Below are 16145 nucleotides of genomic sequence, written 5' to 3'. Positions count from 1 at the left end.
CTGGCTCATGGTTGAGCATCCGGCCGCGTTGCGCACTTTCACACTGGTGATGTCGATTCTTGCCGTGGCGGGCTGCAGCTCGCCGGGCAGTGTCGGCGACGGGGACACCGAGGCCGGCGACACACCGGCGGCCCCGCCGGCGGCCACCCCCGCCGCGATCGACGCGTGCGCGCTGCTGTCGGCGCAGGACGTCTCGGCGCTGCTCGGTGTAGCCGTCGAGGGACGCTCGACCTCCACCGACCCCACCATGCCGGGATGCCTCTGGGAGAACCCGGACAACTACGAGTCCGTTGCGATCGAGATCGGTAATCCGGGTTCGGCGGTCAACAACACTCTCGCCCCACCCGAATCCGGATTCCCCGACGTCGGTACACCGGGTCCGGACGGCATGCGGTTTCTGGTGCCCGGTCAGGTGGAGTTCCCGGCGGGTGGCCGCAACAACATGGTGCAGGTCGCCGTCCTGTCGTTGTCGGACGACGAAGCCGACGCCGCCGCCGTCGACCTCGCGCGCAAGATTTCTCCCCAGATCCCGCGCTGACTGTCTAGAAGCTTGAGAAGTCCTGCTGCACTCGACCGATCTCGACATTCTGGCCGTTGAAGTCGGCGCGGCACGTCACCACCACCGTGTAGGTCTGCCCGGGCAGGGGAGCTGCGAACTCCAACGGGGTGGTGCTTTTCGGGTTGACCTCGAAGTCGCGGCTGACCGGAATGCCCAGCCCGTTGACTTCCGTGGCGTTGTAGGTGCACTGCGCCCGCAGATTCGACGTGTTCCCGACAGTGACTTTGGCGCGCAGGCCTTCCCGGACGATGTTCAGCGTGACGGCGTTCGTCGGCGCCATCTCCGCCGGCGGCGGTTTGGGTGGGCAGGTCTGGCCGGCCGGGATGGTCGGGCCACCGGTGCACTTGATGGGCCTCCCCGCGGGTTCCTGGACCGGCGCCGGAACCGGGGCCGCGGCGGGCGGTTCGCCGAGCGCGAGACTCACGACACTGAATTCGCGGTCGTCGTTTCGGACCATGCCCACGCCGAAATCCTTGTAGCTGCAGTTGGTGATCAGAGGGCGCATTTTGTCGATGAGAACCCGGATCGCCTCCGAGGTGGGATCTTCCTGCGAGTCGCCCGTCGCGGACTTGCCGTTGTAGCGGCCGCCCGGCGGCACACCCGGTGAGGTGTTGCCCACCATCGCTTGCGCGTCGCCCTCCAGGTCGATGTTGTAGTTCAACGGGGGGCAGGGTGACCCGCTGCGTGCAGCGTTGACGGCGGCGCGAATTCCGTCGAGCGGGCTGGCGTGCGCAACCGGCGCCACCGCCACCCCGGACACAGCCCACGTTGCCGCGAAAAGCGTTGCAGTAGCGATGGATACAGTGGTGCGAGTCGTGGTCACGGCTACTCCCCTCGGCTGAATTCCAGTGGGTCGACCGTAAGCCGTTGATCATCGGCGACTAAATAGGGTGATTCCCTATTCTTGTGGCGTTCTTCTGTTGCGGCAGCGATAGGGAAACACCCGATTTAAGTCCCAGTCCGGGCGAATACCGTCGACGTGGCCGAAAGCAACGCGATGTCAATCCTGAAGAGACGAGAATCCGATGCCCAGACTTCACTCGCTGGTAGCCGCGCTCAGTTGTGCTTCTTGTGCATTGGTCTGCGCCCCGAGCGCTGCGGCTGACCCGGCAACCTTCCTGGATGAACTCGGTGTCAACGACGCCTGGCTGCCGGGCAAGAACGCCGACGAAGTCATCGCCGCGGGCTTCGCCGCGTGCGCAGACCTGCGTGGTGGTGTGCCGGTGCTCGACGAGATGGGCCGGGTGGAATCGCGCTACCTGTTTCAGCAGGGCACGCTGTTCGTCAGCGCGGCCACGACTCATCTCTGTCCTGATTTCGCCGGTTAGGAGTCTCCCCGTTCCTCGGCCATCTGTCGGCCGAGTGCGGCCCGCGAGTTGATACCGAGTTTGCGATAGATCCGAGAGAGGTTGGCCTCCACCGTCTTCGGGCTGATGAACAGGGCGGCGGCGACGTCGCGGTTGGTCATGCCGGATGCTGCGAGTTCGGCGACCCGTTGCTCGGACGGGGTCAGGGTGGCGTCGCGGTGCGGGCCGACGTTGGCGCGGCCCAACTCGGTGCGGGTGCGTTCGGCCCAAAGCGGGGTGCCGAGTTGCTCGAAGGTCTGCAGCGCCTCGTTGAGCGCGGCGGAGGCGGCCTGGTTGCGGCGTTGCCGGCGTTCGAGTTGGCCGACCAGAAGTTGCGTTCGGGCGCGTTCGAACGGCATGGGCAGCCGCTGGTGTTCGACCATCGCCAGCTGGGCAGCGTTGGCCGCGGCGTCGACGTCGCCGCGCGCAGCGAGCAGCATCGCACGGCAGCGTCCGCCGCAGGCCAGAATCCATGCCCGGTCCAACCGTCGGCCGTCGTCGAGGAACCGTTCGATCAGCCGTTCGGCGTCGTCGAGACGTCCCATGGCGACCATCGCCTCGGCGGCGTCCGGAACGAACAGACCGATCATGATCTCCAGAGCCATGGGTGTCGAGTCGATCAGCGCCAACGCCGGTTCCAGCGCGCTCAGCGCGGCGGCGTGGTTGCCCAGTGACACCTCCAGAAAGGCCAGCATCGCGAGCGGGTACCGAGTCATCGGGGGTGTGCCGAGCAGCTGCAACTGCACCAACGCCTGCGCGACGTCGTCCCTGGCGCGTTGTTCGTGTCCTGCGTAGGCGGCAAGGGTCGCCCGCGTCGTCAGACCGATGCACACGGGCTCCGGGTCGCCCAGGGCGTTGGCCCGTTCGAGCGCGTCCTCGGCCAGCAAGCCGGCGTCTGCCAGGTCACCGCGCCAGAGAGCCATCAGGAAGCAATGAAAGTCGAGGATGGCCAGCTCGTGCTCCTCGCCTCGGTCCAGCGACTGTCGTCGCACTGCCATCATCGCGTCGTGCCCGCGCTGCAGCTGGCCCGTCCACGCCAGCAGGAGCGCATTGTTGACGGGTGCCCGCAGCACCAGAGGAATGTCGGACGCACCATCCTCAAGCGCGAGTGCGTGGGCCATCGTCTCTTCGTCGAAACCATGCCCGGAGGCGAAGTTCTGCATCGCGCGCAGGGCCAGGGCAGCACTCAATAAATCAGTTCGGTCCAGTTCGGTGGCGAGCGTGACGGCCTCGTCGATGCTGCGGGCAGACTCGTCGAACTGGGCCGAATTGAGTTGCGCGTGAGACAGCAGGATGAGGGCGTGCGCGCGTCGGCCGGGGTCGTCAGCGGAGTCGGCCAGCACGCGCGTGAGCACCGCCATCACCTCAGCGAGGTTCTCTTCGGCGGTGCGGACCTTGGCCAGCAGGGTCAGTGCTTCCGCGCGCGACCGACCCGGTGGCAGCGTGTCGATGATCTGGTTTAGCCGCGTCGCTGCTTCGTTGAAGTTCGCGGCGTGCAAGTGATGTGCGGCTGCCCGGATATGACGCTCGGGAGTGTCGCCGCCGAGGCCGATGGCCAAATCGAGAAGCTCTGCGGCGGCGCCGGGCGCGCCTCGGTTGGCCGCTGACAGCGCGGCGGCGTCCAGGGAGTGCAGCGTCTGTTCGTCTGCGACGGTAGCCGACAGCGCCAGGTGTCGGGCTCGCAGCTCTGGCTCGGTGACGATACCGGCGAGCGTGGCGTGCATCCGTCGGCGCCGGGGCGCAGGGGCGTCGGCGTGGATACCGGCGGCCAGCAGGGGATGCGAAAACCGCACCCGATGTCCCTCGTAGTGGATGAGCTTATGGTCTTCGGCCTCGTCGAGGATCTCCGCTACGCGCGAGTGGGTGACGTTCATCGCCCGCGCGATGAGGTCGATTGTCGGCGATCCCGCACAGGCAGCGGCGAGCAGCGCTTCCCGCGTCTCCGCCCCCACTTCGCTGACCCTGGCTCGAACCAGATCGGAAAGTGGTGTTTGCATGGATATTTCACCATCAACGGACGAATATGCCAGTTGTAGGGCGTAGAACGGGTTGCCGCGGGAGATGTCGTGGATGCGCACCATTGTCGGTCGCGGCAACGACAGGCCGAGCCGGCGCGCAACGATGGTCCGCAAGGCGCCCAGGCTCAGCGGGCCGACCACCAGGCGCCTGCTGGTTTCCGGTCTGGGCAGCCGATCCCGAAAGAGGTCGAGGGCGGGGCTCGCGTCGCTGCGCATCGCCGTGATCACCCCGACCGCACCCGAAAGCCGGCGTGCGGCGAACGCGACGGCGGCCGCGCTGGAGGGGTCGAGCCATTGCAGATCGTCGATGCCGATCAACACCGGCCCGACCTCCGCAAGCGTCTCGATGACCGACAGGAACGCCGCGGCCACCGCCCGCGGATCGGTCGGGGCGTCACCGGCATCCCCGCGAAGCAGGACCCGGTCCAACGCGAGTCGTTGCGGGTGGGGCAGGCTGTCCAGCACCGTCGCGTCGACGCGGCTCAGTAGGTCTGCCAGCGCAACGTAGGACAGCACCGATTCCGTCTGCGCCGGCCGGGTGGCAAGCACTTGAAAGCCGCGCACGCGGGCTTGCTCCACCCCGGCTAGCCAAATGGTGGTCTTCCCGATTCCCGCTTCGCCTTCGATCAGCAGGCTGCTGGGTTCGCGGATCGCGGCGTCGAGAAACCCAGCGACTGCCGCGCATTCGGCATCGCGGCTCACCACCCCCGCGGCCACCCCAGGATCATGTCACAGCCGGTGCGGCTCGGCTCGGATCGCGCTGATTAGGGATTCGCCCGATTTAACGCCGCTGCGCGGCCCGATAGCCTCCGAGCTGTGGGTCCTGCAGAACCGTGCTATCTGGTCGAGTGGTATCAGCCCGCCGTCGTGCGCGGATCGCTCGAACGGACATCGGCTGTCCTGCAATCAAGTGCCGCGGCAGCATCGGCGCTCGGACCAACGATCCAGTTGATGTCCATGATCGTGGTCCCCACCGACGAGATGGTCTTCGGGGTCTTTTGTGCCGCTTCAGCCGATTTGGTCTCGAAGGTATGTCGGCACGCCGGTTTGCCCGCCGATCGGCTCACCGCGGCGACCGACATCCGTCTCGCGCCCACGAGACCGGTATGACGCGTCGCGGTGACGGGCAGGTGGATTTCCCGGCGGGCGGGCGCGGCAACGTGGTTCAGATTGCCGTCAGAAGCTTGAGAAGTCCTGCTGCACCCGACCGATCTCGACGTCCGTGCCGTTGAAATTGGCGCGGCAGGTCACCACCACTGTGTAGGTCTGCCCGATCAGCGGAGCCGGGAACTCCAGCGGGGTGGTGCTTTTCGGGTTGACCTCGAAGTCGCGGTTGACCGGAATGCCCAGTCCGTTTATTTCGGTCGCGTTGTAGGTGCACTGCGCCCGCAGATTCGACGTATTTCCGACAGTCACTTTGGCGCGCAGGCCTTCCCGGACGATATTCAGCGTGACGGCGTTCGTCGGCGCCATCTCCGCCGGCGGTGGTTTCGGCGGGCAGGTTTGGCCGGCCGGGATGGTCGGGCCGCCGGTGCACTTGATGGGCCTCTCCGCGGGTTTCGGCGCCTCGGCTTCCGGTATGGGGGCCGCGGGCGGCTCGCCCAGCGCGATGCTCACGTAACTCGTCTCTTCTTCGTCGTCTCGGGCCATGCCCACGCCGAAGTCCTTGTAGCTGCAGTTGGTGATCTGGGGGCGCATCTCGTTGACGAGGATCTCCGTCGCCCTCGATGTCGGATCGGATGATGCGTGACCTTGGTACATCCTGCCCTTGTACTGGCCTGCCGGAGGCACCCCCGGCAGCCTGTTACCGACCCTGTGCTGCGCCTCGCCCTCGAGGTCGAAGTTGTAGTTCAGAGGGCCGCAGGGTGAGCCGCTGCGCGCTGCGTTGACTGCAGCTCGGATGCCGTCACGCCGGACAGTGCAAACGCACCCGCGAAAACTACTGCAGGGGTTGCATATTTGGAGGTTCGAACGGGGATCACGGCTGTCTCCTCGGGTGTTCGTCCGTCGCCGGCTACTCACTCAATGGCTCGACCGTAAGCCGCTTGTGTCGGCGGACAAAATAGGGTGTTTCCCTATGTCTGCGGTGGCGACTCACTCGGGCAGCGATAGGGAAACACCCGATTTACCAGCACTCGCACGGTCACGACTGGAGAAGGTGGAGTGCCGCGTCGCACATCGGAGGCTGGTACCACTCGACCAGGTAACACGGTGCGCCAGGGCCCATCGGTTTGATGGTTGGTGTCATATCGGTCGACCTAATCGGGTGTTTCTCGAGGTTCGTCCGCTCGGGACGCTCGGTTGTGAACGGGCCAGCACGGTAATCCCCTGTCCTGCTGGCTAATTCAAGGACTCAACGCCGTACTTCAGATCCGCAGCGACCATCCGCGGACCAGTTGCAGGCTCGTTCCTCATGCGCCTTCGAACGCCGCCTCCGCATTCAGTTGTTCGTGAGATCTCTTCCCCAGGCCGCGCCCTTGGGCTCGACCAAGAAGCACCACGCGTTGGGTGAGCATGCGCTCTGCACCTTCACCACCTGTCCGACGTTCAGCTGGCCGATGACCACGGCGTCACCGTCGTCGTTTGCTTTGTCGTAGAGGTCCGTATCGGCGTTCACCGTGGCTGTCAGCTCGTCCGGTGGCGGAGGGTTATTCGCGGGCCCTGGCGACTGTGCAGGTGGTGCCGCGGCGGGGACGCAACCGAACTTGGCTTTCGAAGACCAGGTATTGACCGCACCTTCGCTGTTCTTGGCGGTTCCTCGGGCGGTGAGGTCATCGTCGATGTAACCGTCCCAGTGGGTCGTCAAGCCGTTGTTCCACTTGAAGTCGACGGTGATGTTGCGGCCACTGATTCGCCCGACAGCGGTACCGTTGGTCCACACCCCACTTCCGTTCTGCGTGTATCCGGCGTTACCGGAGAAGAAGTCGCCAGACTTGTCGACCACCACCGTCACGTTGTTGTCCTGCGCAACCTCCATCGCAGGGCTGTTGTAGGAGTAGCTGCTGCATGCGGGTGCCAGAGGAAATTGCGGCAACGCGTGGGCCGTCGGTGATGCGAGTGGCAATGCTGCAGCTAGGAGTGTTACCGTAAATCCATTGGCCGCCAGACGTTTTGATCGTCGGCGGTCATGACCGGGCGGGATCGTCGCGCTGTCACGAATCATTGGCTGCAATGACTTGGGCATGACATCTCCTGTCGTCGCGATCGGCAACTCCGAACCATCACGATGGCACTCGAGCCAGTGTCGACTAAATAGGGTGTTTCCCTACTTCGCCGACTGTGCCGGGGCGAGTTCTTCAGCTCGCTGCGGTGGGACCAGGAAGTTGAGCCATCAGATGGCCGAGTTCTGCCCGTGACCGGATGCCGAGCTTTCGGTAGACGCGAGCGAGGTTGGCCTCGACGGTCTTGGGGCTGATGAACAGCGCGGAGGCCACCGCGCGGTTCGTAATCCCGGACGCGGCGAGTTCGGCCACCCGTCGCTCGGAGGGCGTCAGGGAGCCGGCCGATTGCGGACCGAGGTTGGCGCGGCCCAGTTCGGCGCGGGCGCGGTCGGCCCACAGCGGGGTGCCGAGCCGCTCGAAGGTCTCCAGCGCTCGCCGGAAGAAGGTAGCGGCGGTCTGGTCACGGCGCTGGCGTCGCTCGAGTTGGCCGGCGAGCAGTTGGGCTCTGGCGATGTCAAACGGCATCGACAACCGCTGGTACTCGATCATTGCCCGCCCGATGTGGTCGACCGCGGCATCAAGGTCGCCGCGGGCGGCCTCGAGCATGGCGCGCCCACGCGCACCGGAGGCCAACATCCACGCTCGGTCCAGACGACGTCCGTTCCGTTCCAGCGCGGTGATGAGCGATTCCGCGTCGACGAGGCGGCCGACGCCGATCAATGCCTCGACTGCGTCGGGCACGAACCACGCGGTGATGATCTCGGTGTTCGCCGGCGCTGCCAGGAGCGCCACCCGCAGCGGCTCGTGGGCGGCGATCACCGCGTGGTAATCGCCCTGGGATACCGCCACGAAACCCAGTGCCATCCGCGGCCACTCACCGAGCCTGGGCGAACTGCACCGCTCGGTCAGGGTGATCGCCTCGGCGGCGTCTTGCTGGGCGTCCACTGTCTGCCCGAGGTGAGCTCCCACAATTGCCCGGCAGGTCAACGCCAGCAAGCGCGGTAACTCACCGCCCAGTTGCTCAGCGTGCTCGAAGAAGTCCTCACTGAGCAGGCTGGCGGCGGCGAAGTCGCCGCGCCACACATCGGTGAGCACAGCGTGCAGAGCGATATAGACAAGTTCGCTGTCGTGGCCGCGTTCCAGGCGGCGCCGTCGCTCGTCGGCGAGCATGGCGGCCGCAGTGTCAAGGTCACCGATGCATGCCCGCAGTGTCGCGCAGTGCGCGAAGGGAGACAACGCCACGGGGGTGTCCGCAGACCGGTCCTCCAAGTCCAGAGCGCGCTTCAGAACAGTCTCGTCGAGCCCGTCTCCGTGAAGGAATCGCAGGACCGTGCGCAAACTCAGTGCGCGGCTGAGTGCGTCGTCGGTCTCGGGGGTCTTATCGAGGGTGACGGCATCTGCAACCGCACGGTCGCAGCAGTCGATGGCGGCGTGCAGGTCACCGGCGTTGAACAACGCGAACGCGAGTGTGATGCGAATGTGCACCCGCAGGCCGACGTCGTCGGCGGCTTGGGCCAGAGCCTGTGCGAGCACCTCGGCGGCGGCGGCGAAGCTTTCGTCGAACAGCCGCACCACACCGAGGAACGCCAGGGCCCCCGCCCGCTCGAGAGGCACCTGTTGCCTAGCGATGGTCGTCTCCAGCAGCTCGCGGGCGCGTCCCGCGTCGCCGGCGTAAAAACATTGTCGCGCCAGCTCGATCCGGCGTTCGGCACTGTCGCCGCCCAGCCCGATCGCGAGCTCGAGTAGTTCGGCTGCCGCTGCCGGCGCTCCGCGAGCACTGGCCGATCGCACCGCCGCGTCGAGCGCAGCGTAAGTGGTCTCGTCCCCGGCAACCGCCGACAGTGCGAGATGACGTGCGCGCAACTCGGGTTCGGCCACCACGTCGGCCAGCCTGCGATGCATGGCCCGGCGCTCAGCCGGGCTCACGCCTGCGCGAATACCGGCCGACAACGTCGGGTGGTCGAAGCGCAGCCGGATGCCGTCGAAGTGAACGATCCCGTCGGCTTCGGCGTCGGCGAGTAACTCGTCGACGTGCGCCGTGGTGTTGCCGGTGGCTCGCGCGATCAGCTCGGCGGTAGGCGCTTCCGCACATGCGGCTGCCAGTAGAAGGTCGCTGACTGCCGGTTCGAGGCCGTCGAGACGGGTGCGTAGCAGATCGGACAACGTTGTCGGAAGAGGCAATTCGCCACTGGCACGAGGATCAGGCATCGCTCGGGCCAGCTCGATGGCGTAGAACGGATTCCCGCTCGACAGCTCGGCAATCCGCACCATCGTTGGGCGGGGAAATGACCGGTGTAGCCGCTCGGTGACGATCTTGTGCAGCAGGCCGACGCTCAACGGGCCGAGTGTGATCTGCCGAACGGCGTCGGGGCGGGGCAGCTGAAGCCAGGACGCGTCGCTGCCGGTGCGCACCGTGGTCAACACAGCTTGCGCACCCGACATTCGACGCGCTGCATACGCTACGGCCGTCGCGCTGGACCGGTCTAGCCACTGCACGTCGTCGATGGCGATGAGCACCGGTGCTGTTTCGGACAACTGCTCGATCACGGTGAGAAAGGCCGCGGCGACCGCGCGGGATTCGGCCGGCGCGGCCGTAGCCATACTGCGCAGAAGCACACGGTCGATTGCCGTCCGCTGCGGGGTCGGCAGGACGGCGAACACCTCGCCATCGACGGAGGCGAGTAGGTCGGCCAGGCCTCGGTAGGCGAGCTCCGACTCGGCGTCGACAGGTTGGGCCGTCAGCACCTGCCAGCCGAGAGCGCGGGCTTGTTCGATGGAGTCCCACCACACCGTGGTCTTGCCGATGCCGCGTTCACCACTGATCACCAGACCCGCGGGCGCGGTGGCGGCAAGGAATTCCGCGACGGCAGCGGACTCCGCCTGGCGTCCGAACACCCCCACCAGCGAATCATGGCAACAAATGACGGCCTTGGCGAACCCGACGAGGATCTCGAGCGGAGCAGCGCGCCGGGATCGCATTCCTGAAATACTCGGACGCAAGCCCGTCTCGGAAAGGACCGCTCATGCCCATCGCTACGCCCGAGGTCTATGCGGAGATGCTCAGCCGCGCCAAGGAGCACTCGTTCGCGTTTCCCGCGATCAACTGCGTCGGCTCGGAGAGCGTCAACGCCGCCATCAAGGGGTTCGCCGACGCCGGGTCGGACGGCATCATCCAGTTCTCCACCGGCGGTGCGGAATTCGCGTCGGGTCTGGGTGTCAAGGACATGGTCACCGGCGCTGTCGCGCTCGCCGAGTTCGCGCATGTGATCGCCGCCAAGTACGACATCACCGTTGCGCTGCACACCGACCACTGTCCGAAGGACAAGCTGGACACCTACGTTCGCCCGCTGCTGGCCATCTCGGCTGAGCGTGTCGCGAAGGGACAGAACCCGCTGTTCCAGTCGCACATGTGGGACGGCTCGGCGGTGCCGATCGACGAGAACCTCTCGATCGCGCAGGAACTGCTCAAGCAGGCCGCGGCCGCCAAGATCATCCTGGAGATCGAGATCGGCGTGGTCGGTGGCGAGGAGGACGGCGTCGAGGCCGAGATCAACGAGAAGCTGTACACCAGCACCGAGGACTTCGAGAAGACCATCGAGGCGCTCGGCGCCGGCGAGCACGGCAAGTACCTGCTGGCTGCCACGTTCGGCAACGTGCACGGCGTGTACAAGCCGGGCAACGTGGTGCTCAAGCCCGAGGTGCTCGCCGAGGGGCAGCGCGTCGCGTCGGCCAAGCTGGGGCTGCCGGCAGGGTCCAAGCCGTTCGACTTCGTCTTCCACGGCGGCTCGGGCTCGCTGAAGTCCGAGATCGAGGACTCGCTGCGCTACGGCGTGGTCAAGATGAACGTCGACACCGACACCCAGTACGCGTTCACCCGTCCGCTCGCGGCCCACATGTTCACCAACTACGACGGCGTGCTCAAGGTCGACGGCGAAGTGGGCAACAAGAAGGTCTACGACCCGCGCAGCTACCTCAAGAAGGCCGAGGCCTCGATGAGCGAGCGGGTGGTGGAGGCCTGCAAGGATCTGCACAGCGCGGGCCGGAGCGTGTCGGCCGGCTAGGGCTGAGGGGCCTGGCAGATCTTCCACTCGTCGTCGCGGAACTGCAGATCGAAGCTGCGCGTGGAGCGGGTCTGCGGCGCGAACGCCATGAACGTGGTGACGTTGGCTTCGGCGTGGTCGCCGTTGACGACGACCTGGTCGATGCTGGCGACGACGGGGTAGCGGCCGGCGTCGGCCACCCGCCGGTGCGTCTCGATCCATTTCTTGTCGTCGATGTTGTTGTAGGCCTCCGCCGTCGTGCCGCAGGTGATGCTGCGCAGCGTCGCGAGGTCACCCTTCTCGATCGCGGCGTCGTAGTTCTGGATCGTGGACCGGACCCTGTCTTCCTGGGACACGGTCGAGCCGGAACCACGCGTCAGCAGCAGTGTGCCGAGGATCGCGACGGCGGCCAGCGCGGCGACGACGAGGACGATGGCCACCAGCCAGCCCCAGTTGCGCCTTTTCTTGGGTGGTTTCGGTGTGTCCCCGCGCGGCGGGATCATTTGCGGCGCAGCGGGTTTCTGCGGCGCGAAGACTTCGGTGGGCGCGCCGGGGTCGTGCGCCGAGAACTGCTCGGTCGCCGGATCGGTGGGCCGGTTGATGACCTGTGTGGAGCCGGCGTCGAACCCGGACGGCGCCGTGAACCGTCGCTCGCCGGGCTGGTCCGGATCTTCGTCCTGCTGCTCGGCGGGGGCGAAGACCTCCGTCGCGGGTTCATGCTCGGAATCGGCCCCGGGCAGAACCTCGGTCTCGGCTTCGGCGGGCGAGGGATCCTGGTCGGAGTTGTCAGACCCTCCTGCGTTCGACATACCGCGGAGCTTAGCCATCCGCGGTGACGCCCGCCCACGCCCACACGGCACAATGGGGCACATGACTCGGATGGGCGATCTCCTCGGACCCGAACCTGTGCTGCTGCCCGGCGATCCCGCCGTCGAGGCCGAGCTCGATGCGTCGGAGAACCCCGCCATCGTCGCCGCTGCGCACCCGGCTGCGTCGATCGCCTGGGCGGTGCTCGCCGAACAGGCACTCGACGCCGAGCAGGCCGTCACCGCGTACGCCTACGCGCGCACCGGCTACCATCGCGGCCTCGATGCGTTGCGCCGCAACGGCTGGAAGGGCTTCGGCCCGGTGCCGTTCGCGCACGAACCCAACCAGGGGTTCCTGCGGTGCGTGGCGGCGTTGGCCCGCGCGGCCGAGGCGATCGGGGAGCTGCCTGAGTATCAGCGCTGCCTGGATCTGCTCGACGACTGCGATCCGGCGGCCCGCGCCGAACTCGGGCTGACCTAGCGCTTCCGGCTTTCGCAGTCGCAGTCCGCGGCGGTGTCTGGCGGTTCGACCTGCACGGTGGAGTGATCGAGCCCGCGCGCGGTCAACACGGCCCGCGCGTCGTCGAGGATCTGCGCGGAGTCGCGGTCGCTGGTCAGATGGGCGGTGACCATGTCCTTACCCGGTACCAGCGTCCACACGTGCAGGTCGTGGACCTCGGTGACCCCGTCGACGGCGCCGAGGGCCGCGCGCAGCTCCTCGACGTCGATGTGGCGCGGCGAGGATTCCGACAGGATCCGCAGCGCCGCTCTGGCCAGGGAGATGGCCCTGGGCAGCACCCAGAGTGCGACCAGCACCGCGACGACGACGTCGGCGTACGGCCACCGCGTGGTGACGGTGACGATGCCCGCGATCAGCACCCCGATGCTTCCGACGGTGTCGGCGACGACCTCCATGTAGGCGCCCTTGACCGCCAGGCTCTCCTTGGAGTGCGAGCGCAGCAGCAGCACCACCACGGCGTTGGCCAGCAGTCCGGCCAGCGCGACGACGATCATCGGGACACCCGGGATGTCGGGCGCGTCGCCGAGTCGCTCGAAGGCTTCGTAGAGGATGAACCCGGCCACCCCGAGCAGCAGCGCCGCGTTGGCGACGGCGGTGAACACCTCGGCGCGGTGCCAGCCGTAGGTGCGCGACGGCGACGTGCTGCCGCGCTTGGCGAGCAGCACCGCGGTCAGCCCCATGAACATCGCGACCAGGTCGGTCAGCATGTGGCCGGCGTCGGCAAGCAGCGCGATCGAGTTGATGGCCAGCGCCGTGCTCAGCTCGACGATGAAGAAGGCGGTGAGGATGCCCGCCCCGATGACCATGCGGGAGACCCTGGTGTCACCGCCGTGGCTGTGGTCGTGTCCGGCACCCATGGCCAGAAATATATGCGCAAAGACGCATATGTGACAAGGGTCAGGTCCAGGCAGACCAGAACCGGGTCAGCTGACCGCCGATGGCGGACAGGGCGGGTGGCACGCCGGAGAGCTCGAACAGCCAGTACACCGCGCCGAAGAACCACTGGTTCAGCGGCGGCGCGATGAGCAGGATCAACAGGATGAAGAAACCCCACTGCTTGGCGGGGTTCAGTGCGCGCTGCGTGTCGCTGCTCAGGTGTGGCTCCAGCGCGCCGTAACCGTCCAGGCCCGGAATGGGAAGCATGTTCAGCAGCAGCGCGGTGACCTGCAGGAAACCCAGGAACGCCACGCCGGCCCAGAACACCGAATGGGCCGGGTCGTACAGCAGCCGGGTCACCGCGAGCATCAGCACCGCGAAGATCAGGTTGACGGCGGGCCCGGCCAGGCTCACCCACGTCTTCTGCCGGTCCGTCATATGGGCCGTCTGCACATACACCGCCCCGCCGGGCAGCCCGATCCCGCCGAGTGCGATGAACAGCACCGGCAGCCCCAGCGACAGCAGCGGGTGCGAGTACTTCAGCGGGTTGAGCGTCAGGTAGCCGCGCACCGCGACGTCGCGGTCGCCGAACCGGTAGGCCGAATACGCGTGCCCGAACTCGTGCAGGCACAACGTCACCAACCAGCCGAAGATGACGAAGACGAACACGCCGAGGTAGGCGACGGGCTCGATCCGCCCGGCCGATGTCCACGCCAGGGCTCCGCCGGCCGCCGTGAGCGCGACCAGGGCGAGGAAGATCGGGCTCGGTCGTACCGACTGGTGCAGTGGCCGAACACTCACCCCACGAAAGCTACCGGCCGTGAGATGGTTCGTATTGTGCGACCACCGAGCCTGCCCGCACCGCCACCGCTGGCGCCCGTCTTCGGCGGTGTGTACGCCGCCGCCTTCGGGATGGGCGGGCAGGCGATCGTGCACCAGATGGTGCGGCGGTACGGGCCGGTGGTGGCATTGCCTGTCCTGGGCTTCGGGAAGGTGGTCGCAGTCGCCGACGCCGACCTGGCCAAGCAGGTGTTCACCGAGAATCCCGACGTGCTGCTGGGCGGCGAGGGCGTCGGGCCGGCGGCGGCGATCTACGGTCCGCGGTCGATGTTCGTCCTGGAGGAGCCCGACCACCTGCGCAGGAGGCGGCTGCTGACCCCACCGCTGCACGGCGAGATGCTCAACAGCTACGTGCCCATCATCGAGTCATCGACCCGGTCGGCGATGGCGACCTGGCCGGTCGCGCGGCCGATGCGGATGCTCGACGCCGCCCGTGAACTGACCTTGGACATCATCGTTCAGGTGGTCTTCGGGGTGCACGACCCCGAGTCGGTCGCCCGGTTCGGCAAGCCGTTTCACCAACTGCTCGACCTGGCGCTGTCGGAGGAGACGCCGGTGCGCTACGCGCTGCGGCGGTTCGGCGCGCTGCGACGCTGGGGCAGACTCTCCGACGCCAACCGCAGAATCGACGAACTGGTGCTGCCGCTGATCGCCGAACGCCGGTCTGATCCGTCGTCCGCCGAGCGCGCCGACATTCTCAGCGTGCTCGCCAACGCCCGCGCCGATGATGGGGAAGCCCTGTCGGACAACGAGATCCGCGACGATCTCATCACGCTCATGCTGGCTGGGCACGAAACCACCGCGACCACGCTGTCGTGGCTGATCGACCTGCTGCTGCACCATCCGCGGGCCCTGGCCCGGGTGCGCGCCGAAGCGGTGTCCGGCGACACCGACTACACCGAGGCCGTCATCGCCGAGACCCTGCGGCTGCGGCCCGCCGCGCCGATCACCGGCCGGATGACCACGGGTCCCTACCGGCTGGGCGAGTACACGCTGGAACCCGACACCCGCATCGTGCTGCTGCTCGACGTCATCAACCGGGATCCGGACGCCTATCCGCAGCCCGATGAGTTCCGGCCGGAGCGCTTTCTCGGCTCCCGGCCGCATCCGTACGCGTGGATCCCGTTCGGCGGCGGGGTGAAACGGTGCATCGGCGCGGCCTTCGCCATGCGCGAGTTGACCACGACGTTGCACACCGTGCTGCGGGAAGGCGAACTGGAGCCCGTCAGCGCCCACCTGGAGACGCCGCCGTTTCGGGCCTCGCCGGTCCTGGTGCCCCGGGACGGCACCAGGGTCAGGTTCACCCCCGCCCGACCCGCAGCCAACCCTCGGTGTGCCGATAGAACGTCGACCGTCTGACCTGCCGATTGCCGGCCACGCCGTCGCGAACCACCAGCGCGCCGGTGGTGCCCAGCTGGGCGGCGCGGCCGCTGATCCACCGCTTCGGCCGCGTCCGGCCCGACAGCACGCCGGCGCGGAGCCCGGGCATCGCCGCGGTCGGCTCGATGCGCACACCGGTGACCTCGCCGTCGAACAACGGCTCGTCGTCGACGACGGCCTCGCCGCGCAGCGTGCGCTGCCCCTCCGGAGCCAGCCACAGCGCGGCCTCGGTGGTGACTGTTCCCGTCTCGTCCCGGATGAGAGGCACCCTGGTCGCGGCGGCGGTGCGGGCGCGTCGGCCCTGCCACGGACGTCGCACGTGGGCCACCTCGATGTCGAGCCGGTCGGCGCGCAGCAGCTGGGTCAGGACCTGCGACAAGTCCCGGTGGGTGCCCACCACGATGAGACGCCGGTAGCCGACGAGATCGTCGGCGTCGGCGGAAGCCAGGACCGGAAGGTCGCGCAGGGCGCGGGGAACCCGGTCGTTGCCCAGGCGCACGATCGCGACTGTTGACAGGTCCAACTCGATCCTTGAGATATGGTGGGTCACCGGCTGCACACTGTATCGAGCGCAGCTCGAGCGGAAAGACTAGCGGGAA

At 67.3% G+C, this 16145-nt stretch carries 15 protein-coding genes; 5 read left to right on the top strand and 10 right to left on the bottom strand.

Features of this window, described 5'->3' with window-relative positions:
- Positions 1-7: 7 nt before the first annotated feature.
- A complete protein-coding gene (locus BN976_RS03255) occupies positions 8-538 on the top strand; it encodes a DUF3558 family protein (protein ID WP_036367840.1) in 531 nt (176 codons plus the stop codon).
- 4 nt (positions 539-542) lie between these two features.
- On the opposite strand, the gene BN976_RS03250 is transcribed toward BN976_RS03255, so the two are convergent.
- Positions 543-1382 (bottom strand): CAP domain-containing protein, encoded by an 840-nt coding sequence (locus tag BN976_RS03250; RefSeq protein WP_036367837.1) that lies wholly within the window; start codon positions 1380-1382, stop codon positions 543-545.
- 202 nt (positions 1383-1584) lie between these two features.
- Here BN976_RS03250 and BN976_RS03245 point away from each other — a divergent pair, with 202 nt between their 5' ends.
- Positions 1585-1887: a DUF732 domain-containing protein gene (locus BN976_RS03245; protein WP_084182184.1), complete on the top strand. Its 303-nt coding sequence runs from the start codon at positions 1585-1587 to the stop codon at positions 1885-1887.
- Here BN976_RS03245 and BN976_RS03240 read toward each other — a convergent pair.
- The 5 genes from BN976_RS03240 to BN976_RS03220 all read right to left on the bottom strand — a co-directional run bounded on the left by BN976_RS03240 (position 1884) and on the right by BN976_RS03220 (position 10063).
- Positions 1884-4640, bottom strand: a complete 2757-nt coding sequence (locus BN976_RS03240; RefSeq protein ID WP_051558264.1) for an AAA family ATPase — start codon at positions 4638-4640, stop codon at positions 1884-1886. The genes BN976_RS03245 and BN976_RS03240 overlap by 4 nt on opposite strands.
- Positions 4641-4777: 137 nt before the next feature.
- Positions 4778-5005 carry a hypothetical protein gene (locus BN976_RS33495; protein WP_145977904.1) on the bottom strand — a complete coding sequence of 76 codons (228 nt, stop codon included), beginning with the start codon at positions 5003-5005 and terminating at the stop codon, positions 4778-4780.
- A gap of 94 nt (positions 5006-5099) precedes the next feature.
- Entirely contained in the window at positions 5100-5714 is a 615-nt protein-coding gene (locus BN976_RS03230) for a hypothetical protein (protein ID WP_235621955.1), read from the bottom strand.
- Between the two features lie 649 nt (positions 5715-6363).
- On the bottom strand, positions 6364-7107 hold the full coding sequence (locus BN976_RS03225) for a hypothetical protein (protein WP_145977903.1): 744 nt from the start codon (positions 7105-7107) through the stop codon (positions 6364-6366).
- Positions 7108-7219: 112 nt separating this feature from the next.
- Positions 7220-10063 carry a helix-turn-helix transcriptional regulator gene (locus BN976_RS03220; RefSeq protein WP_084182183.1) on the bottom strand — a complete coding sequence of 948 codons (2844 nt, stop codon included), beginning with the start codon at positions 10061-10063 and terminating at the stop codon, positions 7220-7222.
- 44 nt (positions 10064-10107) lie between these two features.
- Between BN976_RS03220 and fbaA the strand changes: the two genes are divergently transcribed.
- Positions 10108-11145 (top strand): class II fructose-bisphosphate aldolase, encoded by a 1038-nt coding sequence (gene fbaA, locus BN976_RS03215; protein ID WP_036367828.1) that lies wholly within the window; start codon positions 10108-10110, stop codon positions 11143-11145.
- Here the strand turns inward: fbaA and BN976_RS03210 are convergent.
- Complete coding sequence (locus BN976_RS03210) at positions 11142-11933, bottom strand: Rv0361 family membrane protein (RefSeq protein WP_036367825.1); 792 nt, start codon at positions 11931-11933, stop codon at positions 11142-11144. The two genes, fbaA and BN976_RS03210, sit on opposite strands and share 4 nt — an antisense overlap.
- A 61-nt stretch (positions 11934-11994) precedes the next feature.
- On the opposite strand from BN976_RS03210, the gene BN976_RS03205 reads away from it, so the two are divergent.
- A complete protein-coding gene (locus BN976_RS03205) occupies positions 11995-12411 on the top strand; it encodes a DUF3151 domain-containing protein (RefSeq protein ID WP_036367823.1) in 417 nt (138 codons plus the stop codon).
- Here BN976_RS03205 and BN976_RS03200 read toward each other — a convergent pair.
- On the bottom strand, positions 12408-13307 hold the full coding sequence (locus BN976_RS03200) for a cation diffusion facilitator family transporter (protein WP_036367820.1): 900 nt from the start codon (positions 13305-13307) through the stop codon (positions 12408-12410). The genes BN976_RS03205 and BN976_RS03200 overlap by 4 nt on opposite strands.
- A 40-nt stretch (positions 13308-13347) precedes the next feature.
- Positions 13348-14127, bottom strand: coding sequence for a site-2 protease family protein (locus BN976_RS03195; protein WP_036367816.1), 780 nt, complete (start codon positions 14125-14127; stop codon positions 13348-13350).
- A gap of 24 nt (positions 14128-14151) precedes the next feature.
- Between BN976_RS03195 and BN976_RS03190 the strand changes: the two genes are divergently transcribed.
- Positions 14152-15525, top strand: coding sequence for a cytochrome P450 (locus BN976_RS03190; protein WP_051558263.1), 1374 nt, complete (start codon positions 14152-14154; stop codon positions 15523-15525).
- On the opposite strand, the gene BN976_RS03185 is transcribed toward BN976_RS03190, so the two are convergent.
- Positions 15467-16069, bottom strand: coding sequence for a hypothetical protein (locus BN976_RS03185; protein WP_036369079.1), 603 nt, complete (start codon positions 16067-16069; stop codon positions 15467-15469). The genes BN976_RS03190 and BN976_RS03185 overlap by 59 nt on opposite strands.
- Between the last annotated feature and the right edge of the window lie 76 nt (positions 16070-16145).

The organism is Mycolicibacterium austroafricanum (genome assembly GCF_000612725.1).
In the GTDB taxonomy this organism is placed as follows: domain Bacteria; phylum Actinomycetota; class Actinomycetes; order Mycobacteriales; family Mycobacteriaceae; genus Mycobacterium; species Mycobacterium austroafricanum.
This window is presented reverse-complemented; position numbering and strand designations above follow the sequence as displayed.

Excerpts from the sequence above, each read along its gene's own strand:
- BN976_RS03255 (WP_036367840.1), top strand. The coding sequence starts at position 8 with ATGGTTGAGCATCCGGCCGCGTTGCGCACTTTCACACTGGTGATGTCG.
- BN976_RS03245 (WP_084182184.1), top strand. The coding sequence starts at position 1,585 with ATGCCCAGACTTCACTCGCTGGTAGCCGCGCTCAGTTGTGCTTCTTGT.
- BN976_RS33495 (WP_145977904.1), bottom strand. The coding sequence starts at position 5,005 with ATGTCGGTCGCCGCGGTGAGCCGATCGGCGGGCAAACCGGCGTGCCGA.
- BN976_RS03225 (WP_145977903.1), bottom strand. The coding sequence starts at position 7,107 with ATGCCCAAGTCATTGCAGCCAATGATTCGTGACAGCGCGACGATCCCG.
- BN976_RS03220 (WP_084182183.1), bottom strand. The coding sequence starts at position 10,063 with ATGCGATCCCGGCGCGCTGCTCCGCTCGAGATCCTCGTCGGGTTCGCC.
- fbaA (WP_036367828.1), top strand. The coding sequence starts at position 10,108 with ATGCCCATCGCTACGCCCGAGGTCTATGCGGAGATGCTCAGCCGCGCC.
- BN976_RS03210 (WP_036367825.1), bottom strand. The coding sequence starts at position 11,933 with ATGTCGAACGCAGGAGGGTCTGACAACTCCGACCAGGATCCCTCGCCC.
- BN976_RS03205 (WP_036367823.1), top strand. The coding sequence starts at position 11,995 with ATGACTCGGATGGGCGATCTCCTCGGACCCGAACCTGTGCTGCTGCCC.
- BN976_RS03200 (WP_036367820.1), bottom strand. The coding sequence starts at position 13,307 with ATGGGTGCCGGACACGACCACAGCCACGGCGGTGACACCAGGGTCTCC.
- BN976_RS03190 (WP_051558263.1), top strand. The coding sequence starts at position 14,152 with ATGGTTCGTATTGTGCGACCACCGAGCCTGCCCGCACCGCCACCGCTG.